Genomic DNA, 18,018 nt, shown 5'->3' with positions numbered 1-18,018 from the left:
CTAATGGGGGCCTACAGTGGTGTTTGCCAATGATAGCCCGAAGGTAGCCGCCAATGCCGCCACTTGGGTGCGCAAATCCGTCAGGCTGATGCCGTCATTCCAGATCACCGCGTCGGCCGCCTGCAGCCGCCGCAGCCGGGGTGACTGGGCTTGCATGATGGCTCGCACTGCCTCCGGGTCAAGCTGGTTGCGTGCTACCACACGGCTGATCTGGGTCGGCTCGCTGCAGTCCACCACCAGCACCTGGTCGACCCGGCTGCGCCAGTGGAGCGACTCCACCAGCAAGGGCACATCAAACACCAGGCAGCGGTGGCCTGCGGCCACGGCGTCGTCGGCCTGGCGCTGGGTCTCCAAACCCACCAGCGGGTGCACGATGGCCTCCAGCCGCTGCCGTGCGCTGGCATCGGCAAAGACCAGGCTGCGCATCTCTTGGCGGTTCAGCGCGCCCTCTGGCGTGATCATCTTGTTACCAAAAGTTGCACGAATGGGCGCAATGGCCGGGCCGCCCGCTGCGGTGACCGAGCGCGCAATGGCATCCGCGTCGATGACCGCCGCCCCCAAGTCCGCCAGACAACTGGCCACCGTGCTTTTGCCGCTGCCAATGCCACCGGTGAGACCCAAACGGACCACACGCGCCATGGGTCAGAAACCCACTGCGTTCAATATCGCCTGCGGGCCAAACACCAGGGCGGTCAGACCAGCGCCCGCCAGAAACGGGCCAAATGGGATGTAGCCACCCTCGCGCAGCCCGCTGGTGAACTTCATGGCGATGCCGATGACCGCGCCAATGACCGAGGCCATCAGGATGATCGGAATCAACGCCTGCCAGCCAAACCAGGCGCCCAGCGCGGCAAATAACTTGAAGTCGCCATAACCCATGCCCTCCTTGCCGGTGGCCAGTTTAAAAGCCTGGTAGACGAGCCACAACGACAAATAACCCGCCACCGCACCCCACAGCGACTCAGTCAGGGGGATGGCTGTCCAGCCCAGCGTGGTGGCGATCAGCCCGGCCCAGACCAGGGGCAGGGTGATGTTGTCAGGCAGCAAGGTGGTGTCCCAGTCGATCATGCCTAGGCAGACCAGGGCCGCCGCAAAGCCGCTCCAGGCCAGCGCGGTGGCGGTCAGGCCCCAGCGCCAGGCGCAATAGAAAAACAGCGCACCGGTCACCAGCTCCACCAGCGGGTAACGCACACTGATGGCGGTGCCGCAATGCCGGCACTTGCCACGTAGCACCAGGTAACTCAGCACCGGGATGTTCTCAAACCAGGACAGGGTGTGGCTGCACTTCTGGCAGCGCGAGCGCGGCAGCATCAGGTTAAAGGGCTCGGTGGCGGGTTGTGCCTGGCCGCTCAGGTCGGCACACTCGGCCTTCCATTGCGCCTCCAGCATCAGCGGCAGGCGGTAGATCACCACATTGAGAAAACTGCCCAGCAGCAGCCCCATCAGGCCCATCAGGCTGGCGTCCAGTCCTTGAGACACATGGAGGAAATCGCCCATCATTGCGTTACACCCGATAAATTCATAAAGCCCTGTTTTTTTTGATCAAAAGACGGCGGTTGAACCCGCCACATGTGTCTGTCTTGTCACCAAGGACTTTGCCAAGCGGCCCCCGGTCAACGCTTGACCGCGATCTTACGATGCTGACAAGCCACTGCGCTCACAGCCGTTTCGGAAAAGACAGGCATGGGTGAGCCGCAGGCGCTGAAAAACCGGGTGAATGCCAACTTGTTGGTGTTTCTGTGCTGCCCTTTGCTTCACAACAAGCCCAGGTCGCGCGCTGTGGCACCCGGAAACACCTGGGCCAGCTGGGTATGGTTCAGCCCGAACTGACGTTGAAACAAGCCACCCAGGGTGTCCCGGTAGTTATTGAGCACCGGCAGATCACGGTCCTGGAACAGGGTGGCGCGCTCCACCGCCACTTGTTCGCCTGCCACCTGGCCGCCACGCACGCTGCCACCCATGACCCACAACACACTGCCGTGCCCGTGGTCGGTGCCGCGGTTGCCGTTCTGGCGCAGGGTGCGGCCAAACTCGCTCACCACCACCACCACGGTGTCTTTCCAGGCACGGCCCAGCTCCTGGGGCAGCGCCGCCAGGCCCTGGCCCAACTCGTTCAGACGGTTGGCCAGGTAGCCGGTGGCGCCACCCTGACCCACGTGGGTGTCCCAGCCCCCCACATCCACAAAACCCAGCCGGTAGCTGTCTTTCATGAGTTTGCCGATGCGCCGGGCCTCCAGCTCGAAGCCTTTGGCACTGACTGACTGGCGGCTGGCCGCATCCATCTCGGCTGCCAGCTCCCTCATCAGCTCCTGGCGCATCACAAACCCTTCCTGCACCGCCGAGGCCAGCCGGGTGCCGCTGTACATGCTGGCAATGATGTCGCTTTGGCGCACATCAATGGCGGGTCTGGCCAGTGTGCTCAGGGCGGTGTTGGGCACCTGGGCCGGGCCTTTGAAGATGGTGGGCAGCTGGTTGGTGAACGCCATCGGTGCCGAGCCCGTCAGCACAGTGCTGAGCCGGTTCAGAAAACCGGAGCTGTAGTCCTTGTGGCCCACCAGCGGCTGGCCCAGCTCGATGCTTTCCTGGGTCTCAAAGTGGCTGCGGCTGATGTCGTCGGTGCCGAAAAACGGCACAAAAGCCAGCTCACCGCGCTGGTACAGCGGGTAGAGGCTGTCGCGCAGGGCCGGGTGCAAACCCCAGTCGGTCGTGATCGGCAGACTGGACGCGAGGTCGTCCGAGGGGCGTGCCAGCGCGATGTCGGGTCGCGACTCGTAGTAGAAATTGCTCGAGATCGGCACCAGCAGGCTGGCCGCGTCATACGCCCCCCGCAAAAAAACAAAGAGCAAACGTGCGGGGCTGTTGGCTGCCGCAGACAAACGGGTTGATCCCAACACGAGGGGCCAGGCCAAGGCAGAGCTGAGGAAGTGGCGACGGTGCATGGTGGTCTTTCAGAGGCGGGGCCGTGGTTCAGCGGACCATCATCTCGGGGGATGACAGCAGGAAGGTGTTCCACTCCTGGGCAGAACTCGCCTGCTCCAGCGCCCGCAGGGTGGCAGGAGACAGCGTGGCCGCCATGGACTGGAAATACAAGGCATTGGCCAGTTGCGGAAAGGCCGCACGTTCCTGTGGCTGAGGGCCATCGCTCTTGAACAGGCCGGCACTGCCGGAGCCAATGGCTTTGGCAATTTCAAAGCGGGTGCTCATCTGGCCCGGGCTGTCCCAGGCGGTGGCGGACAAGGGGTAACCGTCCGGAGTCACCCGCCCGTAAAGCGGCTCGCCCATGCGGTCGAGCCAATTCAGAATCGGGCCGGTATTAAGGATGGGCTTCTGGTCGTAGGCCAGCCGCACGGCAGACACCACATAACGCATCGGGTCCTTGAACTTGCGGCCACTGGCCTGTGCAAATTCCGGCGCGTTCAGCAGCACCGCCAGGGTGGCTGCGATGTCACCCTGGTTCTTCTGAAAGGCCTCGGCCATGCGCTTGACGACAGCCGCCGGAGGTTCGTCGGCCAGCCAGTACACCGCCAGCTTGTGGCTGATGAAGCGCGCCGTGGCGGGGTGGGCTGCCAGGCGGTCCAAGGCTTCATTCAACTCGGCCAGGCCCTTGCCTTGCATCGGCTGGCCGAGCAGGGACTTGTTGCCAAAATCATGCCGGTTTGGGCTAAATTCAAACGCTCCCCGTCGTACATAAAGGGCTTGCAGCTCTTTCTTTTGTAGCGAATTGCTGGCGTTTGAATTGATACCTGCGCCGGTGAGCACCCGGGCGAGTTCCTGCACATCGTGTTGGGAATAACCACCATCCACACCCAGGGTGTGCAACTCCATCAGTTCACGAGCAAAGTTCTCGTTGATTTTTCCTGCGGCGTTCTGTTCGTTGTCCAGATAACGCAGCATGGCCGGGTGGGTGGTCACCGCGCCCAGAAGCTCCCGGAACTTGCCCAGGGCATGGGGGCGAATGGCGTTCTCCTCGTAGTCACCCAGCATCGCGCGCAGGTTGCCCTTGCCCTGGTGCACACTGAAGTGGTTGAGCCAGAACCAGGTCATTTGTTCCTGCACCTGACACGGTGAGTACAGAGCCCGCAGGATGTGCCGCGTGGCGGATTCGCGCCGCAGGCGGTTGAGCTCCTGCTGGTAGGCTTGTTGGGCGGCCTTTTTGGCTTCGTCATTGCCCAGCGCGTCGGCTTCCTTGCGTTGCTGTTCCATCTGCTGGACCAGTTCGAGCAGTGGTGTGGTGGTGATACGCATGCCGTCAATCTGCTGCTGCAGTTCGGGCGCCAGCGCGCAGAGGGTTGGGTGCAACTGCTCTTGAAGGTAGTTGTGGGCACCTTGTTGCCTGAAGTGCTCCACTGAGCTAGTGCTCGCGCCCCAGGTCAGGTGGTTGACCTGCTGGTAAGCCGTGTCTGCCGCACTGAGCTGCTGGCTTGGCCCGGTCTGGGGTGCCGCACAACTGGCCAGCAACAGCGACAGAGTTGCTGCACCCAGCAGGGGCACATGGGTCATCCGCCAGTGTTCAACAAACATCACAGATCCTGAAGGAGAGGGGTAGGGTGTTGTATCACCAAACACCCCGTCTTCGCGCCAGCCGCTGGCAGCTGGTGCCTCAGGCTGTGCATTTTGACGCACTTGGCCAGCAGCGTACCACCCAGGCGGCCAGTGAAAACGCGGTGGCCATGGTGGTGACGGCCAGCCACCCCCCATGGGCCAGCACTGTGCTGCCCAAAGTTGCGCCAAGGGCCATGCCCATGAACATGCCCACGAACAACACCGCGTTGAGTCGGCTGCGGGCCCCGGGGTCGATGCTGTAGACGATGGTCTGGTGCGCAATCAGGGCGGTTTGAACACCCAGGTCGAAACCGACGGTGCCGATCACCAGCAAGCACAGTTGACCCGTGGTGGACAAGAATGGGCTCAAACATAACGCGGCAAAAGAAAGCGTGGTCAATCCTGCGCCTAGACGTGTCACCAGCTCGGGACCACGTCGGTCAGCCAAATGGCCAGCCAGGGGTGCGGCCAAAGCACCTACCGCACCTGCCAAACCAAAGGCACCAGCCACGGCGCTGCCCATCCCAAAAGGTTGGCCATGCAACATCACCGCGAGGGTGGACCAGAAGGCGCTGAAACCCACCGACAACAGCCCCTGAGCCAGGGCCGCTTGGCGCAGGCTGGCATGGCGTTGCAGCAACGCCCACAGTGAGCCAAGCAAAGCCCGGTACGGCAGCGTGGTAGTGGGGGCGAAGCGGGGCAGGCCACGCCACACCGCTATACCAATGATCGCCACGCCCGTTGCGGCGGCCACAAACATGCAGCGCCAGCCGAAGTGCTCCGCAACAAAGCCGCTGACAACACGTGACAGCAGAATGCCCAGCAACAGCCCGGTCATCACGGTGCCTACCACTTTGCCGCGCCGTGCCGCCGGGGCGAGGGTGGCCGCTGCTGGCACGATGTCCTGCGCCAAGGTGGCGGTCAGGCCAATGGCCAGGCTGGCGGCCAGCAGCCAGGTAAAGGAGGGTGCCCAAGCCGCCGCCAGCAAGGCGGCCACGAGCAGCAAGGCTTTGATAAGGATGATCTGGCGGCGGTCATGGCGGTCACCCAGCGGCGCCAGCAGCAGGATGCCCAAGGCGTAGCCAAGTTGCGTCAGCGTCGGGACAAAGCCGACATCCACGGTGCTGGCACCCATGTCGGTTGCCAGGATGCCGAGCATGGGCTGGCTGTAGTAGAGCGACGCCACGGCCAAACCGGCGCCGCTGGCCAGCAACAGCACCAGGGCGGCGGGGGCTGGGTCACTCCCGGGTGTGGTGGGGGCGCTTTTGTCATGCATATTTTGGATAGAAGACATGGTGTGATCCTGAACGGTTGGTGTTGGGATCGATTCTTCTCGGGGTGCGGGTGCAGTGGTAGTCCCACATACCGCAGACTTGTTATACATTGCGTGCATGAATAAGCCTGTTGCGCCCTTTCTTGCTGTAGCCACAAGCCCCGCTGTGTTGTCGGGTGCAGGTGACCGCATCGAACTGATGCAGACCTTTGTGCGGATCGTTGAGGCTGGCAACCTGTCGGCAGCGGCGACCCAGCTGCGCACCACACAACCCACCGTCAGCCGCCGTTTGCAAACCCTGGAGCGCTCCCTGGGTGTGCGCCTGCTGCAGCGCTCTACCCACGCCATGCGCTTGACCGAGGATGGGCAACGCTGTTATGAGCGCGCCAAAGATTTGCTGGCCAGTTGGGCCGCCTTCGAGTCGGACTTGCGTGGTGCCGGTGACGCGCCACAAGGTATGTTGCGGGTGGTGGTGCCGCATGCTTTTGGGCAAGATCGATTGATCCAACCACTGGCAGACTACCTGGGCCGTTATCCCCAGATGCGTGTGGAATGGTTGCTGCACGACGACAGTGTGTTGCAAGACTTCATCGCCGGGGGCGTGGACTGTGCGGTTCAGGTGGGTGCGGTCAGTGACCCGGCCTTGGTGGCGATCAAGCTGGCCGAGGTGCCGCGCATTGTGGTGGCCGCTCCTTCGGTGCTGGCTGGCGCGACCTTGCTAGAACAGGCCAGTGATCTGGCCGCGTTGCCCTGGCTGGCACTCAGAACTTTTTATCAGAACGAGGTTGTGCTGCAGCATCGGGCAACAGGCGAGGCCCAGCGTCTGACGATCTCGCCACGAATGAGTACAGACAGTTTGTACGCCTTGCGCAGTGCCGCACTAAATGGTCTGGGTGTGGCGATTGGTTCGGCCTGGGTGTTGGCCGAGGACTTGACCAGCGGGCGGCTGCTTCATCTGGCGCCCCAATGGCAAGCCGCTCCTTTGCCGGTGTACCTGGTCTACCCCTACGCGTCTTTTTATCCGGCGCGGCTGCGCCGTTTTGTGGACATCATGCGAGCGGCTGTGCCCGATGTGGTGGGCACATGACAGGAGATTGGCGCTGCCAGACGGGCAACAGGCCTTTAAACCACCTGTCCAAGCTTGAAGATCGGCAGGTACATCGCCACCACAATGCCGCCAATGACGGTACCCAGGACCACGATGATGATGGGCTCCATCAGGCTGGAAATGCCGGCCACCATGTCATCCACCTCGGACTCGTAAAAGTCGGCGGCTTTGCCCAACATGTGGTCAATCGAGCCCGACTCTTCACCAATGGCACACATCTGTAGCACCATCGACGGGAACAGGTTGGCGTTGGTCATCGCTGCCGTCAGGGCGGTGCCTGTGGACACCTCCTGCTGGATCTTGACCGTGGCCGACTCGAACACATAGTTACCTGCGGCGCCGCCCACCGAATCGAGCGCCTCCACCAGTGGCACACCAGCGGCGAACATGGTGGAAAGTGTGCGTGTCCAGCGTGCAATGCTGGACTTCTCCACCAGCACGCCAAAAATCGGCAGCTTGAGCATCAGCCGGTCCATGAAGATCTGCACCTTGATGTTGCGTCGCCAGGCCTGCATGAAAAAGTAGAAACCACCAAACAGGCCACCAAAAATCAGCCACCAGTAGGCAACAAAAAACTCGCTCATGGCAATAACCACCAGTGTGGGCGCAGGCAGGTCGGCACCAAAACTGGTGAACACCTCCTTGAACGACGGCACCACAAAAATCATGATGACCGCCGTGACCACAAAGGCCACGATCAAGACCGCAATCGGGTACATCAAGGCGGACTTGATCTTGGACTTCATCGCCTCGGTCTTTTCCATGTAGACCGCCAGGCGGTCCAGCAGCTGGTCCAGGATACCGGCGGCTTCACCCGCTTCGACCAAATTGCAGTAGAGCGCGTCAAAGTGCAGCGGGTATTTGCGAAACGCGACCGACAGCGATGTGCCAGTTTCCACATCGTTGCGGATGTCATTGAGCAGGCGCGTCACATTCGGGTTGGGGTTGCCCCGGCCCACAATGTCAAACGCCTGCAGCAGCGGCACACCGGCTTTCATCATGGTGGCGAGTTGGCGTGTGAAGATGGCAATGTCCTTGGGCTTGATGCGTTTGCCAGCGCTCATGCGGCGCTTTTTGATCTTGGTGGGCATCACCCCCTGGCGGCGCAGCGCAGCGGTGACTTGGTTTTCACCAGCGGCGCGTGTCTCTCCTCGCACTTGTTTGCCATTGCGGTCCTTGCCTTCCCACTCGAAGACAAATTCCTTGACTGTTTTGGGTTTCGTTTTGTCGGTTGCCATGTGCGCCGATTGTGGTGGTTTACTCGTTGGTAACAGCCAAAACTTCTTCAAGAGAAGTCAGCCCCATCTTCACTTTGTGCAGGCCAGACTCGCGCATGGTTTTCACACCTTCGCGCCGGGCCTGCTCGGCGATGTCCAGCGTGCTGCCGTCACGCAGGATGATGCGCTGGATCTCTTCACTGATGGGCATCACCTGGTACAGGCCGATGCGGCCTTTGTAACCGTTGTTGCAGGCGCTGCAACCCACCGGGTGGTAGGGTTTCCAGCTGCCATCGAGGTCTTCGGGATGGAAACCCGCTTCGAGCAGGGCTTTGTCGGGTATCTCTATCGCTTTTTTGCAGCTGGGGCACAAACGGCGAGCCAGACGTTGTGCCGTGATCAGCAACACACTCGACGCAATATTGAACGGCGCCACACCCATATTGCGCATCCGCGTGAGGGTCGATGGGGCGTCATTTGTGTGCAAAGTTGATAGCACTAAGTGCCCTGTCTGTGCGGCCTTGATGGCAATATCGGCCGTTTCCAAGTCGCGGATTTCCCCCACCATGATGATGTCGGGGTCTTGCCGCAGAAAGGACTTGAGCGCCACCGGAAAGGTCAGCCCGGCTTTCTCGTTGACATTGACCTGGTTGACGCCAGGCAGATTGATTTCGGACGGGTCTTCCACCGTGGCGATGTTCACGCCCGGTTTGTTGAGCAGGTTCAGGCAGGTGTAGAGCGACACGGTTTTGCCCGAGCCAGTCGGGCCGGTGGCCAGGATCATGCCGTAGGGCCGACCGATGGCCTGCATGAGCCGCTCTTTTTCTGTTGGCTCGTAACCCAGCGCGTCAATGCCCATCTTGGCGGTGCTGGGGTCAAGAATCCGGATCACGATCTTCTCGCCAAACAGGGTGGGCAAGGTGCTGATACGGAAGTCGATCACGCGATCCGGCCCGACCTTGAGCTTCATCTTGCCGTCTTGCGGCACCCGCTTCTCGGAGATGTCCATTTTGGAGATCACCTTGATGCGCGATGCCAGTTTCTCCTTGATGGCAATCGGTGGTGAGGCAATTTCGCGCAACTCACCGTCGATGCGAAAACGCACGCGGTAGTTGTGCTCGTAAGGTTCAAAGTGCAAGTCCGAGGCGCGCATGGAAAACGCGTCGAGCATCATCTTGTGCAAAAACTTGACAACCGGTGCGTCATCTACCTCGGAGGAGGCCGCCGCCGCGCTGTCGCTCACCTGCTCGGACATCAGCTCGTCGAACTCGAAATTGTCACCAATGATGTTGTCGATCGACTCCGTGGCCGACAGTGAATTGGTGGACACCAGTTTGAGCAGCTTGTCGTACTCGGCCACCACCCAGTCGACACTGAGCTGGGTTGAGAACTTGATCTTCTCGGCCGACTGCTGGTCAGACGGGTCGGCCGTGGCGACGATCAGGCGGTTTTGCCGTTTTCCGAGCACCACCAGACGGTAGTCTTGGCAGATTTTGCTATCAAGCAGGCCACGCGGCAGCAGCAGCGGGTTGACCGCGTCCAGGTCAATCATGGGCACCGCAAACGCCAGTGACAAGGTGTGCGCCAGGTCTGTGGCCGACACCGCGCCCGATCCGGTGATCTCCGCAATGAAGCTGGACCGTTTGGCCAGGGCTTTGCGGAAAATGTCTTCGGCGGACTTCTGATCGAGCTTGCCGGCCATCACCAACGTGCGCCCCAGGCCAGGCAGGTTGCTGGCGGGCATGCTGAGCGGCATAAGTTCGGTGATGGACATAAGGTGAGAATGTACTACCTGGATGGCGGGTTTTAACTTATCAGGGTGACTTGCTCGTGTCTGAGTTGGCAAATACGCGACTTATTGAAGTTGTCGGTGGCATCGTTCACGGTATGAGCGCTTAAGACAGCAAGGCCTGGGCAAACTCCTGGGCGTTGAAGGTTTCCAGGTCTTCAAGCTTTTCACCGACACCGATGAAGTAGACCGGAATCGGCCGCTCGCGGGCAATCGCCGCCAGCACGCCGCCCTTGGCCGTGCCATCCAGCTTGGTCACGATCAGGCCGGTCAGCCCCAGGGTGTCGTCAAAGGCCTTGACCTGGTTGAGTGCGTTCTGGCCGGTGTTGCCATCAATGACCAGCAACACCTCGTGCGGCGGGATGCTGCTGGCGCTGTCATCGCTGGCCAGATTCACCAGCGGGCCGGTTTTCTGGATCACCCGTTTGATCTTTTTCAACTCTTCCATCAGGTGCAGCTGGGTCGGCAGGCGCCCAGCGGTGTCGACCAGCACCACATCGCGCCCGCGTGCTTTGCCGGCGCTGACCGCGTCAAAGGACACCGCCGCCGGGTCACCGCCGTCCTGGCTGATGATGTCGACCGTGTTGCGGTCGGCCCAGACACCCAACTGTTCGCGCGCCGCCGCCCGAAAGGTGTCGGCCGCTGCCAGCAGCACACTGGCACCGTCGCTGGCCAGATGCCGGGTGAGTTTGCCAATCGAGGTGGTTTTGCCCGCGCCATTGACACCAGCCACCATGATCACCGTGGGTTTGAACTGGCCAATCAACAGCGGCTTTTGCAGCGGCAGCAACAGGTCGGTGAGGGACTGCACCAGCAGCCCCTTGACCGCTGCCGGGTCGGTGGTTTTACTGTCTTTGACCCGGCGCTTGAGGTCTTCCAGCAGATGCTCAGTGGCTTTGACGCCGGTGTCAGCCATCAGCAGCGCTGACTCCAGGTCTTCGTAGAGCGCGTCGTCAATCTGGGTGCCGGTGAACACCGTGGCGATGCTGGCCCCGGTTTTGCGCAGGCCATTCGTGAGTTTGGCCAGCCAGGAGCTGCGCGCCGGTGTTTCGGCGGCGGTGCTTGCTGTGACGGGTGCAGATACCGGTGGCAGCGGGTCTGGCGATGGGGATACCGGAGTCTGCACCAATGGGGCTGCGACTTCGGCGGCTGGCAGACCCGCCTCAGGGGCAGGTGATGCAGGGGGAGGCGCTACGGACTTTTTTTTGAAGAAGCTGAACATTTTGGGGTTTCGTGGTATCACAGCATTCTATGAAACGTCCAACCTCTCTTGCTACGCTTTTTTATGTTGCCACCCATTGCCTGGTGCCCCTGTGGATGGCGATGGTCTTCAGCCACGCCGCCACAGCGCAAGTCGCTCCACCACCCGGCGCCCCACCAGCCACCGCCGAGGCCAGCCGCGCCCGGCAGTTCACCCTGGCCAACGGGCTGACCTTGATCGTCAAACCCGACCGACGTGCACCTACCGCTGTCCACATGTTGTGGGTACGTGTGGGCTCGATGGACGAGGTGGACGGCAGCTCCGGTGTCGCCCATGTGCTGGAGCACATGATGTTCAAAGGCACCCCCAGCGTGCCCGAGGGCGAGTTCTCTCGCCGGGTCGCGGCTCTGGGCGGGCGCGACAACGCGTTCACCAGTCGTGACTACACCGGGTATTACCAGATGATCCCGGCACAACGCCTGGAAGACGTGATGCGGCTGGAGTCGGACCGTTTCGCCCACATGCAGTGGTCAGACGAGGCCTTCAAAAAAGAACTTGAGGTGGTCAAGGAAGAACGCCGCCTTCGCACAGAAGATAACCCTCTGGCCCTGATAAATGAAGCGCTCACTGCTGCCGTATTTGTAGCGTCTCCGTACCGCCGCCCGATTGTGGGCTGGATGAGTGATCTCGATGCCTTGACCCCCGCTGACGCCCGCTCCTTTTACCAGCGCTGGTATGTGCCCGCCAACGCTGCCGTGGTGGTGGCCGGTGATGTGGACGTGGCGCAGGTGCGCGCCTTGGCCGACAAGTATTACGGCCGCTTGCCGACCCGCGCTGTGCCCGAGCGCAAACCACGCACCGAGCCGTTGCAAAGTGGCATCAAACGCCTGAGCTTCAAGGCCCCGGCCGAGCAGGCCCAGGTGACGTTGGCCTTCAAGGTGCCCAGCCTGCAATGGTCAGCCGATGTGCAGGCGCAGGACGATGCCCTGGGCTTGACCGTTTTGGCTGCCGTGCTGGACGGCTACCAGGGCGCCCGGCTGGAGCGTGCGCTGACCCAGGGGCCGGACAAGGTGGCCGACAGCGTGGGTGCTTACAACGGCCTGTGGGGGCGCGGGCCGCAGCTGTTTGTGTTGATGGGTGTGCCCACCCAAGGCAAAACCACCGAGCAGGTGGAACAGGCCCTACGCGCCCAGGTGCAGCGGGTGGCCACCGAAGGTATCACCGAGGCCGAGCTGGCGCGTGTCAAAACCCAGTGGGTCGCTAGTGAGGTCTACAAACTCGACTCCTTGTTCAACCAGGCCCGTGAACTGGGCAGCCAGTGGGCGCAAGGCCTGCCGGTGGACGCAGGTGAGGTGCTGGTGCAGCGCCTGCGTGCCGTCACCGCAGAGCAGGTCAAGGCCGTGGCGGCGCGGTATTTTGGGGATGATCAGCTCACCGTGGCGCAGCTGCTGCCCCAGACGCCTGACAAAACCCGCAAAACTCGCACGCCGCCGACCGGCGCCAGACACTGAGACAGATGGCTTATCACCTTATGAACACTCTAAAAAAAATAGCTACTTGCGCTTTATGGACGGGGGCTACAAGCCTATTTCTTATCAACTCCGCGTGGGCCGCCCTTCCCATCGAACACTGGACCCAAACCAGCGGCGCCCAGGTCTACCTGGTGCAAAGCCCGGCCATCCCGATGGTGGATGTGCAGATCGACTTTGACGCCGGTGAGCGCCGTGATCCGGCCACCCAAGCGGGGCTGGCCAGTGTGGCCGCCAGCATGGTTAGCCATGGCGTGTTGGCTGGGTCTGGCCCGGACGAGCCCGCCCTGGATGAAAACGCCCTGGGTGAGGCCTGGGCCGACCTCGGCGCGAGTTTCTCGGCAGGCGCTGGCAACGACCGCATGAGCTTTTCCTTGCGCTCGCTCACCTACCCGGATCTGTTGGGCCGGGCGGTGCAGCTCGCTGCGCGGCAGCTGGCACAGCCCGCGTTCCCGGTCGACATCTGGCAACGTGAACGCAGCAGCCTGCAATCGGCCCTCAAAGAGGCCAACACCCGACCGGGTACCCTGGCAGGACGTGCTTTTGCCCAGGCCATCTATGGCAGCCACCCTTACGGGTACGAGATGACCGAGGCCACGCTGGCCAAGATCGAGGTGGCCGACATGCAGGCGCTGTACCGCCAGATGATTCGCCCCTGCCGCGCCAAAGTCACGGTGGTGGGCGCGGTCAACCAGGTGCAGGCTGACGCCTTGGTGATGCAATTGCTGAGCAAGTTGCCAGTTGATACGCAGGCAGCTTGCGCACCCTTGCCCGCCGTGGCCGAAGTGCAGCCGTTGACGGGGCCGTCCGAGCAGCGCATCGCCTTTGATTCGGCCCAGGCCCATGTGCTGATCGGCCAGCCCGGTTTCAAACGTGACGACCCGGATTACTTCGCGCTCACCGTGGGCAACTACATCCTCGGTGGCGGTGGTTTTGTCTCGCGCCTGACCCACGAGGTGCGTGAAAAGCGTGGCCTGAGCTACAGCGTGTCCAGCGGTTTTGCGCCGGGCCAACACGCCGGGGCCTTCACCATTGGGCTGCAAACCCGGCCTGACCAGGCGGATGAGGCGGTCAAGGTGGTGCGCGAGGTGTTGTCCAATTTTGTCACCAACGGGCCGACCCAGGCCGAGTTGCAGGCCGCCAAGGACAACCTGGTGGGTGGTTTTGCACTGTTGATCGACAGCAACCGCAAGCTGCTGGGCAATGTGGCCAACATCGCCTGGAACAATTTGCCCTTGAATTACCTCGATACCTGGACGCAGCAGGTCAACAAAGTGACGGTGGCCGACATCCAAGCCGCGATTGCCCGCAAGCTACAACCTGATCGCATGGTCACCGTGGTACTCGGTGGCCGCTGACAGGTCAAACGCCCGGCCACACCGGATAACATGCCCGCACTGTTTTGATTCCCCCCACCCTGACCCATGAAAAAAGACCCACCCGCCCCCTACCGCAAACCTGTGCGTCCCCGCGCCGTCCAAAGCCATGAGGTTCGCATCATTGGGGGCTTGTTCAAACGCAGCAAACTGCCGGTCGCAGATAAACCTGGACTGCGCCCGACACCAGACCGGGTGCGCGAGACCTTGTTCAACTGGCTCGGCCAGGACCTGAGCGGCTGGCGTTGCCTGGACGCGTTTGCGGGGACTGGCGCGCTGGGTTTCGAGTCGGTCTCGCGTGGTGCCAAAGAGGTGCGGCTGGTGGAAAACGACGCGGCCTTGGTGGATCAGCTCAAACGCACGGCCAGCCATTTGAAGATCGACACGGTGCACATCGAACGTGCAGACGGTGTGTCTGCGCTCAAACGTGCCAGCCCCAATAGCCTGGACGCCATTTTTCTGGACCCGCCGTTTGACTCGGATGTGTTTGAGGCAGCGGTGCTGGCCGCAGGCCAAGCCGTGACCGAGCAAGGTTTTGTGTATCTGGAAGCGCCCAAACGCTGGACCGATGAACAGCTGCAAACGGCCCAGCTGCAGGTCTACCGTTATCTCAAGGCGGGTGCGGTACACGCCCATTTGCTGCGACGCAGTGGGGTGATTGCATTTTGAAGGCGGCCAGCCCGGGGCAGTGCGGCACGATAATCGGCCTCATCCCTTGGCAAGAAACCTGAACCATGCCCCACCTGATAGCGATTTACCCCGGCACCTTTGACCCGATCACCCTGGGGCATGAAGACATCGTGCGCCGTGCTGCCCAGCTGTTTGACCAGGTGATCGTCGCGGTGGCGGCCGGGCACCATAAAAAAACCATGTTTTCGGTGCAGGAACGGCTGGACATGGCGCACACCGCTTTGTCCGATGTGCCGGGTGTCGAGGTGGCGGAGTTTCACGGCCTGCTGCGTGACTTTGTCATCAGCCGGGGCGCCAAGGTGATGGTGCGTGGCCTGCGCGCGGTGACCGACTTTGATTACGAATTCCAGCTGGCGGGCATGAACCGCACCCTGATGCCCAAGGTTGAAACGATTTTTCTGGCACCCAGCGACAAATACCAGTTCATATCGAGCACCCTGGTGCGCGAGATCGCCACCCTGGGTGGTGAGGTGGACGCTTTTGTGTCGCCGGGTGTCAACCAGCGGCTGCTGGCCAAAGTGCGCGGCGCGTCTGCCGCCTGACCTGTTTAACTGGAGAACACCATGAAGATTCTTTTGCCTTTTGATGGTTCGGCCGCTGCGCTGGAGGCTGTGCAGTTTGCCATCCGGCTGGCCGGTGACGGGCTGAACACCTCGGTGGTGCTGGCCAATGTGCAAGAACACGCCAGCTTGTATGAGCTGATGGTGGCGCATGACCCGCAGGTGATCGAGCAGGTCAGCGCCGATGCGGGTGCCAACACCCTGAAACCCGCTCAGACGCTGCTGGAGGATGCGGGCATTGCTTTTGAGAGCGAGGTCAGCACCGGCGACCCGGCACACACCCTGGTGGACATTCTGGAAAACTACGGCTGCGACATGGTGATGATGGGGGCCAGCGGCACCAGCACCTTGCGCAGTGCTTTGCTGGGTTCGGTGTCCAACGAGCTGTTACACGCCGCCGGTGTGCCGGTGGTGATTGTGAAAGCCACGGAAGACCTCGAGGCCGAGCTGACGGCTTGAAGCGCGCGCATTTTCACGTGTACCCAGGACCCGGCACATGGCATTGCTGATCACCGACGAATGCATCAACTGTGATGTGTGTGAGCCCGAGTGCCCGAACCAGGCGATCTCCATGGGGCCGGACTTCTACCAGATTGATCCGGCCAAATGCACCGAGTGTGTCGGCCACTTTGATGAACCCCAGTGTGTGCAGGTGTGCCCGGTGAACTGCATTCCGGTCAATCCGGCGTTTGTGGAAGACCGCGAAACCTTGCTGCAAAAATACCGCCGCTTGCAAGTGCTGGCGGTTGGGGTGAGTACCGCGTCGTCTTGATCACTGGGCTGCTGGCTGTGTCGCACAGTGCACGCTGACCGGGTAGTGTCAGCGCTGCCCTAAGGTTGGGTTTTCGGCGCCGTTTTTCTTGGCAGATTTCTTTTTGACGGGCGGGCGCCGTGCCTCGGGCACCTCGGCCACAAAACCCAGTTGTTTGGCGGTTTTGTGTTTAAAACGCTTGGGTTTGATGAGCACAGGCTCTTCCCGAACCACCACCACCTGAGCAGGGGGTGAGGGCGCAAAGGGGCGTTTGGCGTCGGCCGCACGCAACGCTTTTTCGTTGGTCAGACGGTCTCTTTCCATATCCCGGGCCAGCTCGGCATCACGCTGGGTGATTTCGTCCTTGAGTTTTTTCTGTTGGGGGTCGCGACTGTCATCGACGTCCAGCAGTTTGCCGCCCGGGCACGGAGACTGGCTGTAGCTTGTGCCACATTTATAGATATTTTCGGCTCTAGCCCAGGTGGAGAAAGCGCTGGCAGCTATAACTATTAAAGCAATTGACCAGCGCTGGGTGTTCATGGTGTGGCCACTTTCATGACGGAGCTGTTGGGGTCTGCGTCTGCGGGTGGCAAGGCTACAGGCGGCGCAGGGCGGGGGATTTTTGGCCGGGGGGGCTTGCTGGTGTGGATCAAACGGGTGGCCTGTTCCATGTCACCCGCCAGCAGCTGTGGCAGGGCCTTGAGCGCGCGGTCAATGGTTTGTTCTATGGCGATGCGGTGGTCAGGCGAGGGCTTTTTCAGCACCCAGTGCACCACCTCTGCCTTGTTGCCCGGGTGGCCCACCCCCAAGCGCAGGCGCCAATACTGGTCGGTGCCGAGTTGGGCGTGGATGTCGCGCAGGCCGTTGTGGCCAGCGTGGCTGCCACCCAACTTGAGCTTGGCCTCTCCAGGCGCGATGTCCAGCTCGTCATGTGCCACCAGCATCTCCTGCGGACTGATCTTGAAAAAGTTGGCCAGCGCCGCCACCGATTTGCCACTCAGGTTCATGAAGGTCTGGGGCGCCAGCAGCCAGACGTTTTGGCCGTTGACCACGGTGCGCGCGGTCAGGCCGTGGTAACTTTTGTCAAACACCAGCGAGGTGTTAAGTGCCTTGGCAACGGCGTCGAGCCACCAAAACCCGGCGTTGTGGCGGGTGGCTGAGTAGTCCGGCCCGGGGTTGCCGAGGCCAACAAAGAGTCGAATCATGGTGTGAATTATGCAAGCGGGCCATAAAAAAAGCCCACCGAAGTGGGCTCTTGCATAGTCGCAGAGGACTTATTTCTTGGCAGCGGGTTTGGCGCCTGCTTTGCCAGCTGGCTTGGCTGCGGCGTCAGCAGCAGGTGCTGCTTCAGCGGCGGGTGCTTCGGCAGCGGCAACCACCACCACCGACACCACCACCGGGTTCTTGTCGCTACCGTGCGAGACGGCCTTGACACCCTTGGGCAGAGGCAGGTCTTGCAGGTGCAGCGAGCTGCCCTTGCGCAGGCCGCTCAGGTCCACGGTGATGAATTCAGGCAAGTCAGCGGGCAGGCACAACACGTCGAGTTCACTGATCACGTGGTTGGCGATACAACCTTCAGACTTAACCGCGACGGACTGGTCGTCACCCACGAAGTGCAATGGCACCTTCATGTGCAACTTGGTGTTGGCATCCACGCGCTGGAAGTCCACATGCAGAACCAATTGTTTGAACGGGTGCACTTGCACGTCGCGCAGCAGAACCTTTTGTTCCTTGCCACCGATGTCCATGTCCAGAACGCTGGCGTGGAAGGCTTCCTTCTTCAGGGCGTGCCACAGGGCGTTGTGGTCCACCTCGATCAGTTGGGGCTCGGTGGCACCACCGTAAACGATACCGGGTGTGCGACCAGTGATGCGCAGACGGCGGCTCGCACCCGTACCTTGCTTGGCGCGCTCAAAAGCGACTAATTTCATGTTCTAACTCCTGATGGGGCCGACCGCGACCAGTGCGACCCTGACTAAAAA

Annotated in this window: 18 protein-coding genes; 7 read left to right on the top strand and 11 right to left on the bottom strand. The window is 61.6% G+C overall.

The genetic code is table 11. The features are described from left to right. The 5 genes from coaE to FDG13_RS03890 form a co-directional block, all read right to left on the bottom strand. The gene (coaE, locus tag FDG13_RS03910) at positions 1-639 is read right to left on the bottom strand and encodes a dephospho-CoA kinase (RefSeq protein WP_180125505.1); all 639 of its coding nucleotides are present in this window, start codon (positions 637-639) and stop codon (positions 1-3) included. A gap of 3 nt (positions 640-642) precedes the next feature. Beyond that, positions 643-1,497 (bottom strand): A24 family peptidase, encoded by an 855-nt coding sequence (locus tag FDG13_RS03905; protein ID WP_304621507.1) that lies wholly within the window; start codon positions 1,495-1,497, stop codon positions 643-645. Positions 1,498-1,754: 257 nt separating this feature from the next. Beyond that, entirely contained in the window at positions 1,755-2,939 is a 1,185-nt protein-coding gene (locus tag FDG13_RS03900) for a DUF1501 domain-containing protein (RefSeq protein WP_180125503.1), read from the bottom strand. 28 nt (positions 2,940-2,967) lie between these two features. Further along, positions 2,968-4,521, bottom strand: coding sequence for a DUF1800 domain-containing protein (locus FDG13_RS03895; RefSeq protein WP_255435085.1), 1,554 nt, complete (start codon positions 4,519-4,521; stop codon positions 2,968-2,970). A gap of 79 nt (positions 4,522-4,600) precedes the next feature. Next, entirely contained in the window at positions 4,601-5,836 is a 1,236-nt protein-coding gene (locus tag FDG13_RS03890; RefSeq protein WP_180125502.1) for an MFS transporter, read from the bottom strand. Positions 5,837-5,933: 97 nt separating this feature from the next. Between FDG13_RS03890 and FDG13_RS03885 the strand changes: the two genes are divergently transcribed. After that, the gene (locus FDG13_RS03885) at positions 5,934-6,902 is read left to right on the top strand and encodes a LysR family transcriptional regulator (RefSeq protein WP_218942610.1); all 969 of its coding nucleotides are present in this window, start codon (positions 5,934-5,936) and stop codon (positions 6,900-6,902) included. Between the two features lie 35 nt (positions 6,903-6,937). Here FDG13_RS03885 and FDG13_RS03880 read toward each other — a convergent pair whose 3' ends face one another. The 3 genes from FDG13_RS03880 to ftsY all read right to left on the bottom strand — a co-directional run bounded on the left by FDG13_RS03880 (position 6,938) and on the right by ftsY (position 11,151). After that, complete coding sequence (locus FDG13_RS03880; protein ID WP_180125501.1) at positions 6,938-8,161, bottom strand: type II secretion system F family protein; 1,224 nt, start codon at positions 8,159-8,161, stop codon at positions 6,938-6,940. 19 nt (positions 8,162-8,180) lie between these two features. Further along, on the bottom strand, positions 8,181-9,914 hold the full coding sequence (gene pilB / locus FDG13_RS03875; protein WP_078366473.1) for a type IV-A pilus assembly ATPase PilB: 1,734 nt from the start codon (positions 9,912-9,914) through the stop codon (positions 8,181-8,183). Between the two features lie 121 nt (positions 9,915-10,035). Then, positions 10,036-11,151: a signal recognition particle-docking protein FtsY gene (gene ftsY, locus FDG13_RS03870; RefSeq protein WP_180125500.1), complete on the bottom strand. Its 1,116-nt coding sequence runs from the start codon at positions 11,149-11,151 to the stop codon at positions 10,036-10,038. 101 nt (positions 11,152-11,252) lie between these two features. Between ftsY and FDG13_RS03865 the strand changes: the two genes are divergently transcribed. The 6 genes from FDG13_RS03865 to FDG13_RS03840 all read left to right on the top strand — a co-directional run bounded on the left by FDG13_RS03865 (position 11,253) and on the right by FDG13_RS03840 (position 16,057). Further along, complete coding sequence (locus tag FDG13_RS03865; RefSeq protein WP_370528164.1) at positions 11,253-12,641, top strand: M16 family metallopeptidase; 1,389 nt, start codon at positions 11,253-11,255, stop codon at positions 12,639-12,641. 20 nt (positions 12,642-12,661) lie between these two features. Beyond that, positions 12,662-14,017: a pitrilysin family protein gene (locus FDG13_RS03860; protein ID WP_180125499.1), complete on the top strand. Its 1,356-nt coding sequence runs from the start codon at positions 12,662-12,664 to the stop codon at positions 14,015-14,017. Between the two features lie 66 nt (positions 14,018-14,083). Further along, entirely contained in the window at positions 14,084-14,704 is a 621-nt protein-coding gene (rsmD, locus tag FDG13_RS03855) for a 16S rRNA (guanine(966)-N(2))-methyltransferase RsmD (RefSeq protein WP_180125498.1), read from the top strand. A gap of 65 nt (positions 14,705-14,769) precedes the next feature. Further along, the gene (gene coaD, locus FDG13_RS03850) at positions 14,770-15,267 is read left to right on the top strand and encodes a pantetheine-phosphate adenylyltransferase (protein ID WP_180125497.1); all 498 of its coding nucleotides are present in this window, start codon (positions 14,770-14,772) and stop codon (positions 15,265-15,267) included. Between the two features lie 21 nt (positions 15,268-15,288). Then, entirely contained in the window at positions 15,289-15,744 is a 456-nt protein-coding gene (locus FDG13_RS03845; protein ID WP_180125496.1) for a universal stress protein, read from the top strand. 37 nt (positions 15,745-15,781) lie between these two features. Further along, positions 15,782-16,057, top strand: a complete 276-nt coding sequence (locus FDG13_RS03840; RefSeq protein WP_078366466.1) for a YfhL family 4Fe-4S dicluster ferredoxin — start codon at positions 15,782-15,784, stop codon at positions 16,055-16,057. Between the two features lie 48 nt (positions 16,058-16,105). Here the strand turns inward: FDG13_RS03840 and FDG13_RS03835 are convergent, their stop codons facing one another. From FDG13_RS03835 to FDG13_RS03825, 3 genes are all read right to left on the bottom strand, one after another. After that, positions 16,106-16,576, bottom strand: coding sequence for a hypothetical protein (locus FDG13_RS03835; protein WP_180125495.1), 471 nt, complete (start codon positions 16,574-16,576; stop codon positions 16,106-16,108). Further along, positions 16,573-17,241: an aminoacyl-tRNA hydrolase gene (gene pth / locus FDG13_RS03830; RefSeq protein ID WP_180125494.1), complete on the bottom strand. Its 669-nt coding sequence runs from the start codon at positions 17,239-17,241 to the stop codon at positions 16,573-16,575. Before pth ends, FDG13_RS03835 begins: the two co-directional genes overlap by 4 nt. A gap of 69 nt (positions 17,242-17,310) precedes the next feature. Further along, positions 17,311-17,967, bottom strand: a complete 657-nt coding sequence (locus FDG13_RS03825) for a 50S ribosomal protein L25/general stress protein Ctc (RefSeq protein ID WP_180125493.1) — start codon at positions 17,965-17,967, stop codon at positions 17,311-17,313. Between the last annotated feature and the right edge of the window lie 51 nt (positions 17,968-18,018).

The sequence above is a fragment of the Rhodoferax sp. BLA1 genome, from assembly GCF_013416775.1.
Lineage (GTDB): Bacteria > Pseudomonadota > Gammaproteobacteria > Burkholderiales > Burkholderiaceae_C > Rhodoferax.
Note: the sequence above shows the minus strand (reverse complement) of the source record. Positions and strands in the feature narration are given on the sequence as shown.